The sequence below is a fragment of the Paenibacillus sp. FSL H7-0323 genome (genome assembly GCF_038002725.1).
GTDB classification, from domain to species: Bacteria; Bacillota; Bacilli; order Paenibacillales; family Paenibacillaceae; genus Paenibacillus_AQ; species Paenibacillus_AQ odorifer.
In genome coordinates, this window is record NZ_JBBODB010000001.1 from 2,091,102 (window position 1) to 2,107,545 (window position 16,444).

Consider the following 16,444-nt stretch of genomic DNA (forward strand, 5'->3'; position numbering starts at 1 on the left):
AATGAAAACATTATCTGATATTAACTTTAGAGATCCCTATATCCTATCTGTGCCTGAACTTGAACAATACTATTTATTTGGCACAGATGGCCTAACAGCTTGGAGTGGCGCACCTCACGGCTTCGATGTATATATCAGCTCAGATCTTCAGGAATGGTCCGGGCCCATTGCTGCTTTTCGTCCAGATGCTGATTTTTGGGCTGATCATCATTTCTGGGCACCAGAGGTTCACCGCTACAACGGAAAATATTATATGTTCGCTTCTTTTAAAGGACATAGCGTTCCACGGGGGACACAAATATTAAGCGCGGAAACACCTGAGGGTCCTTATCTCCCTATCAGTAATCATCCGATTACCCCGGCTTCTTGGGAGTGCCTTGACGGAACGTTATATGTAGATAAAGAAGACAAACCTTGGATGATCTTTTGCCGTGAATGGATTGAAGTGACGGATGGAGAAATGTATGCCGTTCGGCTGAAGGAGGATTTAAGTGCTACTATTGGCGAACCTATGCTGCTTTTCCAGGCTTCACAAGCTCCTTGGACGGTAGGCGGCAAAGAAGGGCAATACGTAACTGACGGTCCTTTTATGCATCAGACTAGCAGTGGTGAGCTGCTTATGTTGTGGTCTAGCAGTGGAGCTAGTGGTTATGCCATGGGTATAACCCGATCCGTCAGCGGTGACATTAGTGGACCTTGGCAACATGATCCTGAGCCTCTTTATGCCAAAGATGGCGGACATGGAATGTTGTTTCGTGATTTGACGGGCAGACTTATGCTAGCCATTCATGCCCCAAATCTCAACCCACAAGAACGGCCGCTGCTTATTGAGGTCCAGGAAAGCTCCAGAACGATTTCGATAAAATCATTGTAGTGTAGAACGGAGTAGAACCCTTGGAACAAAAGATTAAGTCTTTATTTAATGACCAGATTGTAAGTGCTGCCTGCACGAAATACGGTATCCCCATAGATGAGCTAAGCTTCATTGGCGGATTTCAAAATTTTGTTTATGAATATCAACTTAGCAATCATCAATATATTCTAAGATTTACTCATAGCTCGCTGCGCAGTATGGAATTGTTAACGGCTGAACTTGAATGGATTCTATACCTAGCAGATCATGGCGTTTCCGTATCAAGACCCGTAGGTTCTCTTCTGGGTAATCTAGTTGAGCAAATAGAGATTGGTGATTCATACTTTATGGCATCTTTCTTTGAAAAAGCACAAGGGAAACGAATAGGTTACCCAGACTGCCTGAAGGATCTAGACCTCTATGAGCAGTGTGGCATGATCACTGGACAAATGCACAGATTAGCAAAATCTTATAAACCACAGTCCAAAAGACATGCGTGGCATCAGAACTACTACCTGCAGAATGTAACCAGGTTTATTCCTCCATCCCAAAGTGGCGTTTTGGAAAGCTGTAAGGCGCTTATGGATCAGCTAAAGCATCTCGACGCTGATATAAATACCTATGGTCTCATCCATGGGAATATCAATGTAGGCAACTTTTTGGTCGACAATGGCAAGCTGACCTTGTTTGATTTTGATGAAGCTCAGTACAGCTGGTTTGTAGAAGATATCGCCATTCAACTGTATTATCTAGTCTACGTTTACGGGGATGATAGTATGGAGGACAGGCAGCTTCAATGTCAGCGTTTTATGGAGCATTTTCTAAAAGGCTACGTTAAAGAGAACAGTATTTCAGAAAATGAGCTGAAGCTAATTCCTCTTTTTCTTCGATTAAGAGAGATTATTGTTTATACAGGGATGTACCGGAGTTTTGATATGTCTAACCTAGATGATTGGACCAAAGATTATTTAACGCAGAGTAAGGCGAGAATCGAGAATAGCGTATCCATCATTGAATCTTATTTCTGAACAAACATCCAAAGCGTTTCATATGAATTGTCTCTCTTACAAAACCCACAGCTATCACTGTGGGTTTTGTGTTCTTTAAACAAGTCCATTTTTGCTTTTAAGAGGTTGATATGCCGTTACTCTATCCTAACTTGGACATATCGTATTATGAGACTTTTCCCAAAAATGCATATGAGGGGTTGGTTAAATGAGTGCTGTACCTCACAACAAAGCGAAGCAACAAGGTGTTTCCATTATTACCTGTACCAATCGCCATAATTATTTAAACAACCTACTCCAAAATTTCAGCAGACAAAGATATGCAAATAAAGAACTTATCATTATTATCAATAATAATAAAATTCCACTATCCCCCTACCAAACCTTAGCTAAAAAATACAAAAATATTAAGATATATCGTAAACCTGAACAGCAATCTCTCGGTTCATGCTTAAACTATGCCGTAACAAAATGCAAATATCATACCATCGCCAAATTTGATGACGACGATTACTATGCCCCTCATTATTTGACGGAAAGTATTCTGACCTTAAAAAGAACTAAAGCTGATATCCTTGGAAAACGGGCTCACTATATGTATTTACTAGGTTCAAAGACTTTGATTCTTCGTTTCGCAAATGATGAACACCGAATGGTTACCCATCTCCCTGGCGCTACGCTCGTCTTCAACCGAAAAGTATTCGATCATGTAAAATTTCCTAATAAAAACGTAGGTGAGGATGATCTCTTTTGCAGCAGAAGCAAAAAGAAAGGTTATAAGGTTTATTCTGCTAGTAAAAATAACTTCGTTGCCATACGTAGAAAAAACTCTTCAAAACATACATGGATCATCAGTGATAGTACACTAATAGCTAACCATAAGATCATCCGGAATATTAAAAACTACAGGAATTTTGTTGGACGCCGTCCAAAGATTTCGTTATGAAATTAACTGCTGAATCTACTTCATCTGCCGTGTCTATTCTAACTTGTACAAAACGAATGGATTGTATTAAAACAATATTTGATAACTATCAACGACAGAATTTCAAATCTAAAGAGCTTATCGTGATCATTAATAATGATAGCTTGAAAATAGAAGACTATATACATGCTGCAAAAAAACATAAAAATGTACGGATCTATAAACTACCTGAATATCGTTCACTGGGGTTTTGTCTGAATTTTGGTGTGCACTTAGCGAATTATAGTTGTATCGCTAAATTTGATGACGACGATTATTATTCTGCCAACTATTTAACGGATAGTATGAACATCCTCCATAAAACTAAAGCTGATATCGTTGGAAAACGAGCTCACTATATGTATTTAACTGATAAGAAGCTACTTTTGCTTCGTTATCTTCATATGGAAAATAAACAGGTAACCAATGTTCAGGGTGCGACCCTACTCGTAAAACGAAATGTCTTCCAGCAGATTTCCTTTCCAGATTGGAATAAAGGTGAATGCGTTAAGTTTTGTGCTGATTGTGCTGCACAGGGCTTTAAGATCTATGCAGGAAATAAGTATAACTTCGCTGCGATTCGTAGAAAAAACTCCAAAGATCACACTTGGGTCGTTAGCGACAAGAAACTTCTAGCTCAAAATGTTAAAGTTCTAAACGTGAAAAACTTCAAAAAATACGTAACGCGAGGCTGATTTAATCAATCTAATCCTACCAGCTATGCCTTAGTAACCCAATAAAAAGACTGGACAGCAATATAGCTAAGCGGCTATTCGCATCCAGTCTTTCATATTTTTAAAAAGTATAATCGTAAAATTTCTCTGCATTCCTTAAGCTGGACCATACATCAGAGCTTTCTCCGCCTATATACCAATAAGCTACTCCAGCTAGTTTTTTAGTAACCGCTAAGTTGTATTTTGTTATTAATGAACGCCCATCCTCAATCCAGATCGTATGTTTTATAGCTTGTTTCGAGTAGCCCGCGACATATTGTCCCAGCGAAGGATTCCACACGGGTCTCGATGCATAGCTGCTGATAATCTGATTTTGCTCCGGAAGCGTAATATATTGAGAGGATAAAACCGTCCCCTTCTGGTTCAATGTCCAATCCCGATTATATAAGGGCAATGCCAATATAACTTTTTGACTAGGTACAACTTTTAGGATTGTATTCACAGCCTTTTGATCATAAGAAAGCGAGGCATTGGACCCCGGAACTTGACTCCCGTCATAATGCTCATCATAACCCATCATCACCATATAATTCACTTGCTTGCCTAGGGCAGCATAGTCAAAAGCTTCTGTCCAATCCGTTCCAAGATCAGGAGATACATCCATCGACAGGATAACATCGAGCGAATGCATTTTCTCGGCTAATAAAGTAATAAACGAAGTCAAATACACACGATCTTCGGCCGCTACATTTTCAAAATCTATATTTAGTCCATCTAATCCATATTTACTCACTAAAGCAGCTAACTGATTAACTGCCGTATTCCTTGTGGTTGTACTCAACAGCATCTGATGCGTCGCTTCTTGATCCGATCGATTGCCAACCATCGCCCAGACTTGCTTCTTATTCTTTTTTGCCCAAGTCACCAGCGAGGCGTCTGTCGAATCCGTTACTGCCCCTGTTTTCCCAACATAATACCAACGTGGTGATAATGTGTTGACGTTCGATTGCAGAACATGATTCTCAAATTGTGCCGTCGTGAGACCATACTGCCAGCCTATAACAATACGTTTGTCCGGATTACTTTCCAGCTCTGCCGCCCAGCTTGTATGTTGCAGCACCCGATCCATCAGCACTGCCGTCTCTTGCCTTGTTATCGGGTCCGTGGGCCGAAAATTTCCGCTATTATCGCCTTTCATTAATCCGCGATCATTAACCTTAGCTACAGCAGCACTTGCCCAGCTAGCAATTTGTTGCCGATCCTTAAAATTAGTTTGTGCGGCAGTTGCAGTGTTTGTTTGCTTTAGAGCTTTGGCTATCCACACAGCCGCTTCCTGCCGAGTGACTGCTTTTGCGGGTGCAAAAGTAGTTGCCGAAGTGCCGTTCGCCAGTTCAAGCTGAACCGCAGCCTGAATCCAGCCGTAATACCAAGCGCTTTTGGCTACGTCGGTATAAGGAGATACCGGACTCAACGCTGGATCAAGCTTCAACAGTCGATCAAGTACTGTTATAAATTCAGCTCTAGTAATCGATTGAGTAGGTGAAAATTTAGTATTCGAGGTGCCAGTTAATATATTCCGGTTATATAAATCTATGATTTCTTTTTTTGCATAACTAGTGTTTATATCCTCAAAAGGAACCCCGTTATCGGCCGATATATGCTGAATAAATACTCCGGCGGCTAGCACGACAGCGAGGGTTATTATAGTAAATCTAGCAAATATATTTTTCACGGGTTAAGAGATTCCCCCTTGGTTATCAATCTTTGAATTATACCAAGGATACAATCAATAAACATCGCTAAAATATTGGTAGAGTACGATAGGATCAGCTCTTCGGATTACGCAAAAAGAGACTAAGAACCACACCACACAGCGCCAAGACCAATGAAACTAGGAACGTGTCGTGGAATCCTGCAACCATAGCCGCTGAGGGTAGTTTCTGATTCCCTTGACCCATATGTGTAGCTATATTGGAAGTCAATAAGCCCGACATTATAGCGACAGCAAAGGAACCCACAATTTGTTGCGCAGAGGCAGTAAGTGGGGTAACACGGCTGATCAGATCCTTCGGAGCGGCCTTAAGCACATGTGTACCGAGCTGCATAGTAGTTAATCCTTGGCCAAGTCCCATAATGGCAAAATAACTGATCATAACGTATACACTTGTATCATTTTGTAAACGTGACAAGAGAAAGAGTCCGGTGGACAGCAGCACAAGTCCAGAGAACACAACGGGCCGAGCTCCAAACTTATCAAATAACTTTCCTCCAATAATCATGCCAGCAAAGGATATTAATGCTTGGGGAATAACTAAAAGCCCCGATTCAAAGGAAGAAAAACCTCTGACCTGCTGCAAAAAAATTGGAATTAACAGAATCGAACCAAATAAGGCGAACTGATTAATCCAGGTCAAAATCATACCTTTACTAAATTCTAGAGATCGAAAAGAGCGAAGTTCCAATAACGGTTCTTTTTGGCGCAATTCCACGAAAATAAACAAGGCTAAAGCAATGAAGCTGAACGCAAGAGATATAATCGTTATACGATCCCCCCAGCCATCTACTCCCCCTCTATGCACCCCAAATACCAAGCTGGAGAAGGCGAGCGGTGATAAAATCACACCCCAAATATCCAATTTAGCTTTATTCCCCTTCTCTATTACCGGAAGAAATTTCACTCCAACAATCATTGCAATAATGCCAATGGGAACATTAATCAGAAAAATCCAATGCCAGCTGGCATATTCCAACAGCCATCCTGACAGTACAGGGCCAAGAACAGGCGCAATTAACATCGGTAGTCCAAGCAATCCCATGATTGAACCTCTTTTATCGGGAGGTGCGATTTTGAATGACATAGCCATACCAATTGGAGCAATCATCCCTCCGCCTAATCCCTGCAAAATACGAAAGATTATCAGCTCTGTTGTGGATTGTGCCATAGAGCATAATAAAGAACCTATGGTAAACAATACGATCGAAGCTAAAAAAACACGTTTGGCAGTAAACTTATCCGAGAACCAACCGGCCAATGGGATAATTACGGATAAAGCCAGCGTATAACCCGTAATGGCCCACTGTATTGTTTTTAGGCTGGCATCAAAGGTTTTTTCAAGCTGCGGGATCGCTACATTCATAATTGTACTGTCGAGCATAACCAGCAGCATTCCTGTTATAAGTGCCAGTATTACGGGAAGTATTGCTTTTATAGAAAATTCTTTGGTGACTGATTGGGATTGTTCCACTTGAAGATTACTCATGGGTCTATACACATCCTTTTTAATTTTTACTAATAAAATTGCTAACTGCTGCCTCCTTTTTTTAAAAATCGCACCTTTAAACTAACAGTGTAAGATTAATATAGCACCCGTTTATTTGCTTGTAAATAAAAATATCTAACAGTGTAAGATAAAGCAGTAATCTAACGATGGTAGACCAGCCATTCATCTTCGCTTATGATAAAGAAAGACAGTAACAGGAGGTCGTTTCGATGAGAATCAAAAATCTGCAAATCACTGAACAAGATATAATAAAAGCTTCTTGGGTGCTGTTGGATGATATCGGCATAGAGGCATTTAGTATGCGTAAATTAGCAGAACTACTAAAAATACAAGCCGCCTCTCTGTATTGGCATTTTAAGAGTAAACAGAGCATTTTCCAGACGCTTGCTAATGAGGTCGCCAAAGAAGCCCTCGAAACTGCGAATCTCGAAGGTGCTTGGCAAGAACAGTTATTTAATTTTGTAGACCGAATTCGTGGGGTTTTACATAAGTATCCTTGCTCGGCTCAGCTGATGATGAGAACCTTGCCTTCTGAACCTAATTATCTATCTTTACTGAATACTTTGCTTCAGATCGTGGATCATCTTCCTTTAAGCGATAGTGATAAATTCTCCTTGATTGCATGCGTGTTAAACTATGTAATCTCATTCGAATTGGACAAATATGAGCAGGATCGAATAGACTTAGCCATGAAAAATGAACCTAATGGAGATGCTAGAGTGGTTTTTAAACAATCGCTTGAGCACTTATCCGGGGATGGACCTAATGTTATAAAACGAATGTACGAAAACAATATTTTTAATGAAATTGGCTCCGATAAGATGTTCTATACAGGTCTAAAAATAATGGTGGGCGGAATTGAACAGTTAGCTAATGAGCGACAAGAACAACAAGAACAACAAGAGCGACGGTAGAACTTAGGGATTTTTCACGAAAATAAATCTTGCACAAAAAAAGGGCATCCCAGCAGCCAATTTCGGCTTTTGGAATGCCCTTTTTTTAAAGAGCCCGAAATAAAAATTCTCCTGTGGACTGGATGTATCTATACATCACTCCACACGCCACTAATATCACCACACCAATCCCTAACATAACGAGATTACCATTTAGATCAGATAAAAGAAAACTCAAACCAAATGGAATCAGCAAGCTGATAAATCCTATAATCATCGCTACAAGGACTGAAGCACTTTGTTTAATTACAGAGACTTCATTGGTCCACTCTAGTTTAGGAAGCTTCAAGTTTACGATCACACCTACCATTGCGGTAAGACAAGCGTATAGGACGGGGATTATTAGCAATAACAAGCTCTCCATCCAGCCAGTGCCCAGAGAAATCATAAGAAGCACACTACTAACAATCACAATCGGCACAGTAATGGTGAGATTCACTGCGATTTTACTTAATAATATAGTTTTTGTCGGAACGGGAGCGCTTTTTAAAATCCAAATATGGTTACCTTCAAGCGAAATCGAACTCGAGGTCGTACAGCTTAATGCTACAAAGAAGGAAACAAATAGTGGCGCCAATCTGCTTAGATAATTAGAGAGTTCTGGTATCTCAATAATCTTTCCTAATTGCTCTGAGCTAACAAACAGTAAGGTGATCGCCATGACAAGTAGCATTACCATACCAATACTTGTATTTAGCACATATATAGAAGAACTGAAATAGCGGCGCAGCTCTTTTTTATACAATGTGTAAAGCGGTGAAGAGACTGCAAGTGACCTCATTTGATACTTATTCTTTGAGTAAGAAGTCGTAAGGCCTGTGTGTATTGCTTTATATTTGCTGCCAAGAATAAGGGTAAACAGCATAAAAGAAAGTAATGAAATTCCTATAAATAATAGTAATGGAGCTACCTGATACGAGCAGACAGCATCTACATACATGACCGTCAAAGGATATAAGTTAAAGATTTGATCGGCAATTTGTGTGCTCATATCCGCAATTAACTGCGGGTCATTCCCATTCATTTGGCCTGAACCTAAAATAATAACAATGATTACGGCAAAAGTCAGAATGAGACTTATTAAACGACTTCCTTTAAACCGTGAGGAGATCCAACTAATCAATGCCCCAATAATCGTTGCAGCAATGATCGGCACTAATGGGATAAATAGCAGCGTTATCATGAAAAATAAATAATACACTACTGCCGGATTTACCTTTATAGCATAAACTACACCTGCTGGCACCATCACCATCAATGAGAACAGTATATTCAGCACGTAGAGCTGAACTACACGGCTTGCTACGATATGGCTCGTTTTGATAGGCAGCGACATTACGAGATCGTAATCTTTGGAGCCAAATAATACCCCACTCGCCTTATAGATCGTTGTAAAAAATCCAATCAAGCATGTAACAGCCATCATAATCGCAAGCAGCAGCTCTGGACGGCCTATCTGTTCAAGGGTCTCTGCTATCATGAAGCTATATCCAAACGAAACCACTGCCATCATGACTATCCCTATTAAGATACCGATGCTCAGCAAAAGCATTTTTCGTCTTTCTTTCATATCTCGTGTATGCAAAGCTTTATTTAACCCAAAGGATGAGATCAGCTGAATTTTCGTCAATCTCCAGATATTAATCATGTTTTATCAACTCCAAAAACACATCTTCAAGGCTGCTGTCACCCTTCACCTCTTCTGTTTTCCCATGAGTGATCAATTCACCCGCTTTGATAATGGCGATCTTATTGCAGAGCTTCTCGGCCACGTCCAGTACATGCGTCGAAAAAAAGATCGCACTGCCCTGGCTGCAAATCTCCGCCATAATTCTCTTGAGCGTGTGTGCCGCTTTTGGATCAAGTCCCACAAAGGGTTCATCCAGAACTAGCAGCTTCGGTTTATGAATAAGCGCAGAGATAATCGCGAGTTTCTGTTTCATACCATGAGAATACGCGGAGATCAAATCCCCCAGATTAGAGGTAATCTCAAATTCATCGCTATATTTCTTTATCAGTAACTCCCGATCCGCTTTCGATACGCTAAAAAGATCACCAATAAAATTCAAGTACTGAATGCCCGTCAGATGATCGTATAAATCCGGATTATCTGGAATATACGCAGTAATCGCTTTGCAGGCTAAGGGATCTTTTTTAATGGAGTACCCACCAATCTCGATATCCCCCTCCTCAAAATCTAAAACTCCGACCACTGCTCGGATAGTCGTTGTTTTCCCTGCACCGTTATGACCGATAAAGCCGTAGATGTCACCTTTTTCGACCACCAAATTCAGATCATTTACTGCCTTCTTGCCACCCTTATAGCTTTTGGTAAAATGTTTGATTGTCAACATCTTGCCACTCCCCTTCCAATCTCATAACACTCTCAATATGCCATATTTACTGTAGCTTCGTCGTGTTCAATATACGTTTCTTATAATACGTTTAGCCCGTCCAGATAGTTCATTCGTTTGCAAATATTTTATTTTGAGATTTTCACCTCTAACGGGTGGGATAAAATTACGATTAAGTGCAACACGGTCCGTAAGGACAAACAAACTACTTTGGGGACGGTGAGATAGCTACTTGGGTGACGATGAGATAGTTAACTTTGGAACGCTAAGCGAACTACTTTCTAATCATTCTACTCCGGATCAGAAGCAATCTACCTTTGGTGGTGGCTGACATTGCTACGTATCGGACCGAGGCGCCCTTATTTCGCAAAATCACGCACTTTTCCACTCCGTTCGGACTCAGATGCAGCTATTGTGCCATATCCGCTCCTTTTTGCTGCAAATTCAGCCGAATAAGTGCTATGCAGTCCGTTACTTTGAAAAAAGGCGTCAAAAACACCATTTAGCTGCAATACGGTCCGTAAGGGGAAACAAACTATTTTGGAACGGTAAGCAAATTACTTTGGGGACGATGAGATAACTACTTTTGAACGCTAAGCTAACTCCATTCTACTCTGGAACAGTAGCAATCTACCTTTGATGGTGGCAGCCATTGCTACGTATCGGACCGAGGCGCCCTTATTTCGCAAATTCACGCTCTTTTCCACCCATTTCGGACTCAGATGCAGCTATTGTGCCATATCCGCTCCTTTTTGCTGCAAAATCAGGCGAATAAGTGCTATGCAGTCCGTTACTTTGAAAAAAGGCACCAAAAACACCATTTAGCTGCAATACGGTCCGAAAAGGTAAACAAATTACTTTTGAACGCTAAGCAAACGACTTTGGGGACGATGAGACAACTACTTTGGAACGCTAAGCAGACTGACGATGATTTAACTACATTGGAACACTGAGCAAACTACTTTCTAAGCATTCTACTCCGGATCAGAAGCAATCTACCTTTGGTGGTGGCTGCCATTGCTACGTATCGGACCGAGGCGCCCTTATTTCGCAAAATCACGCACTTTTCCACTCCGTTCGGACTCAGATGCAGCTATTGTGCCATATCCACTCCTTTTTCCTGCAAATTCAGCCGAATAAGTGCTATGCAGTCCGTTACTTTGGGAAAAGTCGCCAAAAACACCATTTAGCTGCAATACGGTCCGTAACGGTAAACAAAATACTTGGGTGACGATGAGATAGTTAACTTTGGAACGCTAAGCGAACTACTTTGGGGACGGTTGGCTGACAGCTTTGGAACGCTAAGCAGACTGACGATGAGCCAACTACATTGGAACACTGAGCAGACTGACGATGAGCCAACTAAATTGGAACACTGAGCAAACGACTTTCTAAGCAATCTACTCCGGATCAGAAGCAATCTACCTTTGGTGGTGGCTGCCATTACTATGTATCGGACCGAGGCGCCCTTATTTCAAAATTCATGCCCTTTTCCACATCGTTCGGACTCAGATGCAGCTATTGTGCCATATCCGCTCCTTTTTGCTGCAAAATCAGACGAATAAGTGCTATGCAGTCCGTTACTTTGAAAAAAGGCACCAAAAACACCATTTAGCTGCAATACGGTCCGTAACGGTAAACAAATACTTTGGAATGATAAGCAAATTACTTTGGTGACGATGTGATAGCTATTTTGGAACGGTAAGCAAATTACTTTGGTGACGATGTGATAGCTACTTTGGAACGTTAAGCAAACTACTTTGGTGACGGCGGGCTACACCCAAACCAAACAAAACTAACTCAACCAAAAAAAGCATTCACCCCCAATTTAGGGATTGAATGCTCTTTTTCTTAATGCAAAGTCTAAGCTGATGCGAACTGACTGTTATATAATCTGGCGTAATATCCACCGCTGGCTAGGAGTTGGTCATGCGTGCCACTTTCGACAATGTCTCCGTCCTTCATGAAAAGAATGAGATCCGATTCTCGAATCGTTGACAAACGGTGAGCAATTACAAAGCTGGTCCGACCAGCGATCATTTTTAGAAAAGCCTTCTGAATCCGTACCTCAGTCAGCGTATCAATACTGCTGGTGGCTTCATCCAAAATGAGCATAGGCGGATCTACGAGCATCACTCGTGCTATGGTAAGCAGCTGCTTTTGTCCTTGCGACAAATTATCTCCTGAGCCACTGATCTTTGTATCATATCCCTCAGGCAGGCGTTTAATGAAGCTATGAGCATTTGCAGCCTTAGCAGCAGCGATGACCTCTTCTTCGGTAGCCTCAGGTTTGCCGTAGGCAATGTTTTCTCTAATTGTGCCGCCAAAAAGCCAGGTGTCCTGCAACACCATCCCGAAATTACGCCGCAGACTGTCACGGGTAATCGTCTTGATATCCACGCCGTCAATCTTGATGGAACCCTTATCCACATCATAAAAACGCATAAGCAGATTAACCAGTGTGGTCTTCCCCGCTCCCGTCTGCCCTACAATTGCAACCCGGGTACCTGGTTTCACTTCCAGACTGAAATCATTAATCAGAGGACGTTCAGGATTATAAGCAAAGGATACTTTTTCAAAGGTAATCGTCCCTTGGCTTGTATTCATAATTTTGGCGTCTGTTGCATCCGCTGGTTCAGGCGAGAGGTCTAGAATGGCGAAGATCCGCTGCGCTGATGCCGTTGCCGATTGAAGCTGCGTAATCACACCTGTAATTTCATTAAACGGCTTAGCGAACAAGTTGGAGAAGATCAAAAAGCTGGACAAATCCCCTACCGTCACAAGCCCGCGAATCACCATAACACTACCGATCATCGCGATAACAGAGAAGGTAATATTATTTACTAACCGTGTTGTCGGATTGGACAAGGAACCGTAAAATTGTGATTTCACGCCAGTCTGGTACAAAGTCTCGTTTCGTTCTTCAAACTGGGTCAGTGCACGGTCTTCATAATGATAAGCTGTGACCACTTTTTGTCCGCCAATCATTTCCTCCACGTATCCGTTGAGACCGCCCAGAATTTTAGCCTGCTCCTTAAACATCTTCTGAGAGCGCATCGTAATGAATCTTGCCACAAAAAATGTAACGGGTGCTGACAGAAGAACAACTAGGGTCATTAAAGGACTAATGTACAACATAAGTACAATTGCCCCCACGATAGTGATGATCCCCGTGAGCAGTGTTGAGAAGCCTTGCAGCAGTCCATCAGAGACCGCATCCATGTCATTAACAAACCGGCTGATGCTGTCCCCTTGCGGGTGGTTATCGTGAAATTTTAACGGCAAAACATTTAATTTATCAAAAAGCTCCCGCCGTAAGTCATATACAGTCCGATAGGCAATTCGATTAGTCAGGTAGGTAAGAAGCCATCCGAAAAAGCTGCCGACAATATACACCCCTGCCAGAATCAAAAGCAGTCTAAGTACGGCGTCAAAATCAACCTCTCCCGGCCCGATCATAAAATCGATGGCGCTGCCGATGAACAGCGGGCCAATTAGACTGGCAATCACACTGAGTATTGCGCAGATTACTGCACCTATAGCTATTTTTTTATAATGCCCTGTGTATACAATAAGTCTTTTCCAAATGTTATTTTTGTTCATTGGCCCGACTCCTCACTTGATAGCTGGGACAGGCAGATTTCTTTATACTCTTCACAACCACGCATCAGCTCCTCATGGGTTCCGACACCGGCGATCCGCCCTTCCTCAAATACCATTATTTTATCCGCTTGCCTTACAGTGCTTACCCTCTGCGAGACAAGGAGTACGGTCATTTCCTGGCTGCTCTCTTTGAGAGCCTTTCGAAGTGCCGCATCTGTGGAGAAATCCAGCGCACTGGAGGAGTCATCCAAAATAAGAATCGATGGCTTTCCTACTACTGCACGAGCTATGGTTAAGCGCTGCTTTTGTCCACCGGATAAATTTAATCCCCCACGAGATACTTGCGTATTCAACCCTTCGGGTAATTTACGTATAAACTCCTCCGCTTGAGCAATAGAGGCTGCCTGCATGATTTCTTCCTCAGTTGCATCTTCCTTGCCCCAACGTATATTCTCAGCAATCGTTCCTGTAAACAGCACAGCTTTCTGCGGTACAATCCCGATCTTCTCACGAAGCTGCTGCAGCTTATAATCTCGGACATTCACACCATCCACTTTTACTTCACCTTGCACCGCATCATAAAAACGAGGGATCAAATTCACAAAAGTAGACTTACCTGAACCCGTACTGCCAATCAGGCCCACGGTCTCTCCGCGATTAATTACTAGAGATATATCCTCTAATGCCGATTCACCTGTCGTATTATACCCAAAGGATACGTGATCGAATTGTATAGCAGGGGCAGCATGGTCAGGTTCAGCAATCACAGCATTTCCTTCCTCAGACACGGAGACCTTAACACCCAGCACTTCATTTACACGATTAGCTGAGGATGAGGCTTTGGTAAAAATAATGACCAAGTTGGAGACCACTATCAGCGCCAGCAAGATTTGAGTGATGTAATTGATGAAGGCAATGATCTCCCCTTGAGACAATCGGCCCCCATCGATATGAATTCCGCCTACCCACAAAATAGCAATGATCGCCGCATTTACTACAAGTGTAGTCATCGGCCCAAGCAAAGCAGATATCCGCGAAACCCGGATCGCTGTAGTAGTCAAATCATCGGATGAAGCATCAAAACGTTCTTTTTCTGTACGTCTTTTGGCAAAAGCACGAATCACTCGAATCCCCGATAAATTCTCACTCAGTACGAGCGCAAGGGCATCCAGCTTCTGCTGGTATTTTCGGTACAAAGGAGCACTACGGGTGATAATAAAATATAAAATAATGCCAAAAATCGGTGTTGCCGCAATTAGAATCAGCGATAATCTAAAATCCAAAATCATGGACATTAGGATAGCCCCGATACAGATAAACGGTGCACGAATAACTAGACGAATTAGCATAGCCACAGCAATTTGCAGCTGGTTTACGTCATTGGTAATCCGATTAATCAGTGTAGGTGTACCTAAGGTATCCAGCTCAGCATACGACAAAGAGGTGATATGTCTAAACATCTTATTGCGTAGTGTCGTACCGAATCCCTGTGAAGCCCGGGCTGCATAGTATTGGCATACCATGGAGCAGCCGAAGCCAAGCAGTGACATCAGCACCATTAGACCACCCATGCGGTAAACATAGGCGCTGTCATGATTGCCAACCCCGTTGTTGATGATCAATGCGACAATGGTAGGCAAAATCAGCTCCAGAATCGCTTCCATCAGTTTGAAGATCGGTCCAATGATCGCTTCTTTTTTGTACGGCTTTAAATATAATGCAATTTTGAACAAATTCATCCACACCCAACATAAGAAGTATTTAACCACTTGAAATATGTATAAGAACAGTTATGATTATGGCATATCTACTCACATATTAATAATATTGGATTCGTATCGCTCCCATACGATTAGCATATCTCAAGTTCGGAGGATTTTTATATGGATATTAGACAACTTAAATATTTTATGGCGATAGCTGAGGAAGGACAGATTACATCTGCAGCCAAAAAACTGCAAATGGCCCAGCCTCCGCTGAGCCAGCAGCTAAAGCTCCTAGAGGAAGAACTCGGTGTAAAGCTAGTGGAACGGGGTCCACGCAGCGTGCAGCTCACTGAAGCTGGAGCCATATTGCGGGACCGTGCCCAACAAATCCTGGAGCTGGCAGATTCCACTGCCCGTGAGCTCACTGATTTTGTCAAAGGTTTAAAAGGAACCCTAGCCATTGGTACAGTTTCCTCCTCTGGAGCTACGTTGCTTCAAGATCGGCTATGTGAGTTCCACAAAACGTATAAAGGTGTGAAGTTTGAGATTCATGAAGGAAATACCTTTAGAATCATTGACCTCCTGAATAAAGGTATTGTCGAAGTCGGGATTGTTAGGACACCCTTTAATGGTACAAATTTAGAATGTCTTTACACACAAGCTGAACCTATGATTGCCGTAATGACACCTGAGTATGACTGGAAAACGGATGAAACCTTTATTGAGATCGGTGAGCTAAAGGATAAGCCGCTTATTATCTACCGCCGTTTTGAGCAGCTTATCCGGGAAACATGTCTTGAGAACGGCTTTGATCCGCTGATTTTCTGTATGAATGATGATGCTAGAACAACACTGCTCTGGGCAAACGCTGGTCTTGGCATTGGAATCATCCCCAAATCCGCTTTCGAATTAACGAGTAACCGTAATTTGGTCTATAAAGAAATCAGTAGTGAATCACTACGCACGCGGGTCGCCGCCGTCTGGATTAAGGATAAATACTTATCATCATTGGCTTCCAAGTTTATTGAAAGCTTCAGGAATGGATAAAT

Annotated in this window: 12 protein-coding genes; 6 read left to right on the plus strand and 6 right to left on the minus strand. The window is 42.1% G+C overall.

Translation table 11 applies throughout. The features are described 5' to 3' along the window. Nucleotide 1 precedes the first annotated feature (1 nt). The 4 genes from MHH89_RS09475 (at nt 2) to MHH89_RS09490 (ending at nt 3,519) form a co-directional block, all read left to right on the plus strand. Entirely contained in the window at nt 2-874 is an 873-nt protein-coding gene (locus MHH89_RS09475) for a glycoside hydrolase family 43 protein (protein WP_341086938.1), read from the plus strand. Between the two features lie 20 nt (nt 875-894). Beyond that, complete coding sequence (locus MHH89_RS09480) at nt 895-1,881, plus strand: phosphotransferase enzyme family protein (protein ID WP_341086939.1); 987 nt, start codon at nt 895-897, stop codon at nt 1,879-1,881. Between the two features lie 187 nt (nt 1,882-2,068). Beyond that, nucleotides 2,069-2,806 (plus strand): glycosyltransferase, encoded by a 738-nt coding sequence (locus MHH89_RS09485; RefSeq protein WP_076280093.1) that lies wholly within the window; start codon nt 2,069-2,071, stop codon nt 2,804-2,806. Continuing rightward, nucleotides 2,803-3,519, plus strand: a complete 717-nt coding sequence (locus MHH89_RS09490) for a glycosyltransferase family 2 protein (protein WP_076190933.1) — start codon at nt 2,803-2,805, stop codon at nt 3,517-3,519. The genes MHH89_RS09485 and MHH89_RS09490 overlap by 4 nt, the downstream gene beginning before the upstream one ends. A 100-nt stretch (nt 3,520-3,619) precedes the next feature. Here MHH89_RS09490 and MHH89_RS09495 read toward each other — a convergent pair whose 3' ends face one another. Both MHH89_RS09495 and MHH89_RS09500 read right to left on the minus strand, forming a co-directional pair. Next, nucleotides 3,620-5,230: an S-layer homology domain-containing protein gene (locus MHH89_RS09495; RefSeq protein WP_341086940.1), complete on the minus strand. Its 1,611-nt coding sequence runs from the start codon at nt 5,228-5,230 to the stop codon at nt 3,620-3,622. A 94-nt stretch (nt 5,231-5,324) separates the two neighbouring features. Next, on the minus strand, nt 5,325-6,758 hold the full coding sequence (locus MHH89_RS09500; protein WP_341086941.1) for an MDR family MFS transporter: 1,434 nt from the start codon (nt 6,756-6,758) through the stop codon (nt 5,325-5,327). Nucleotides 6,759-6,988: 230 nt separating this feature from the next. On the opposite strand from MHH89_RS09500, the gene MHH89_RS09505 reads away from it, so the two are divergent. After that, a complete protein-coding gene (locus MHH89_RS09505) occupies nt 6,989-7,693 on the plus strand; it encodes a TetR/AcrR family transcriptional regulator (RefSeq protein WP_076129811.1) in 705 nt (234 codons plus the stop codon). Between the two features lie 85 nt (nt 7,694-7,778). On the opposite strand, the gene MHH89_RS09510 is transcribed toward MHH89_RS09505, so the two are convergent. The 4 genes from MHH89_RS09510 to MHH89_RS09525 all read right to left on the minus strand — a co-directional run bounded on the left by MHH89_RS09510 (nt 7,779) and on the right by MHH89_RS09525 (nt 15,422). Continuing rightward, the gene (locus MHH89_RS09510) at nt 7,779-9,380 is read right to left on the minus strand and encodes a hypothetical protein (protein WP_340033255.1); all 1,602 of its coding nucleotides are present in this window, start codon (nt 9,378-9,380) and stop codon (nt 7,779-7,781) included. Continuing rightward, nucleotides 9,373-10,086: an ABC transporter ATP-binding protein gene (locus MHH89_RS09515; RefSeq protein WP_036688363.1), complete on the minus strand. Its 714-nt coding sequence runs from the start codon at nt 10,084-10,086 to the stop codon at nt 9,373-9,375. Before MHH89_RS09515 ends, MHH89_RS09510 begins: the two co-directional genes overlap by 8 nt. Before the next feature lie 1,863 nt (nt 10,087-11,949). Further along, nucleotides 11,950-13,689: an ABC transporter ATP-binding protein gene (locus tag MHH89_RS09520; RefSeq protein WP_312148480.1), complete on the minus strand. Its 1,740-nt coding sequence runs from the start codon at nt 13,687-13,689 to the stop codon at nt 11,950-11,952. Then, nucleotides 13,686-15,422: an ABC transporter ATP-binding protein gene (locus tag MHH89_RS09525; RefSeq protein ID WP_341086942.1), complete on the minus strand. Its 1,737-nt coding sequence runs from the start codon at nt 15,420-15,422 to the stop codon at nt 13,686-13,688. The genes MHH89_RS09520 and MHH89_RS09525 overlap by 4 nt, the downstream gene beginning before the upstream one ends. Nucleotides 15,423-15,572: 150 nt before the next feature. On the opposite strand from MHH89_RS09525, the gene MHH89_RS09530 reads away from it, so the two are divergent. Then, entirely contained in the window at nt 15,573-16,442 is an 870-nt protein-coding gene (locus tag MHH89_RS09530; protein ID WP_076179895.1) for a LysR family transcriptional regulator, read from the plus strand. The last annotated feature ends 2 nt before the right edge of the window (nt 16,443-16,444 follow it).

Bases quoted from the DNA above. Each gene is read 5' to 3' on its own strand.
- MHH89_RS09515 (WP_036688363.1), bottom strand. From the start codon at position 10,086: ATGTTGACAATCAAACATTTTACCAAAAGCTATAAGGGTGGCAAGAAG.
- MHH89_RS09475 (WP_341086938.1), top strand. From the start codon at position 2: ATGAAAACATTATCTGATATTAACTTTAGAGATCCCTATATCCTATCT.
- MHH89_RS09530 (WP_076179895.1), top strand. From the start codon at position 15,573: ATGGATATTAGACAACTTAAATATTTTATGGCGATAGCTGAGGAAGGA.
- MHH89_RS09485 (WP_076280093.1), top strand. From the start codon at position 2,069: ATGAGTGCTGTACCTCACAACAAAGCGAAGCAACAAGGTGTTTCCATT.
- MHH89_RS09520 (WP_312148480.1), bottom strand. From the start codon at position 13,689: ATGAACAAAAATAACATTTGGAAAAGACTTATTGTATACACAGGGCAT.
- MHH89_RS09490 (WP_076190933.1), top strand. From the start codon at position 2,803: ATGAAATTAACTGCTGAATCTACTTCATCTGCCGTGTCTATTCTAACT.
- MHH89_RS09505 (WP_076129811.1), top strand. From the start codon at position 6,989: ATGAGAATCAAAAATCTGCAAATCACTGAACAAGATATAATAAAAGCT.
- MHH89_RS09500 (WP_341086941.1), bottom strand. From the start codon at position 6,758: ATGAGTAATCTTCAAGTGGAACAATCCCAATCAGTCACCAAAGAATTT.
- MHH89_RS09510 (WP_340033255.1), bottom strand. From the start codon at position 9,380: ATGATTAATATCTGGAGATTGACGAAAATTCAGCTGATCTCATCCTTT.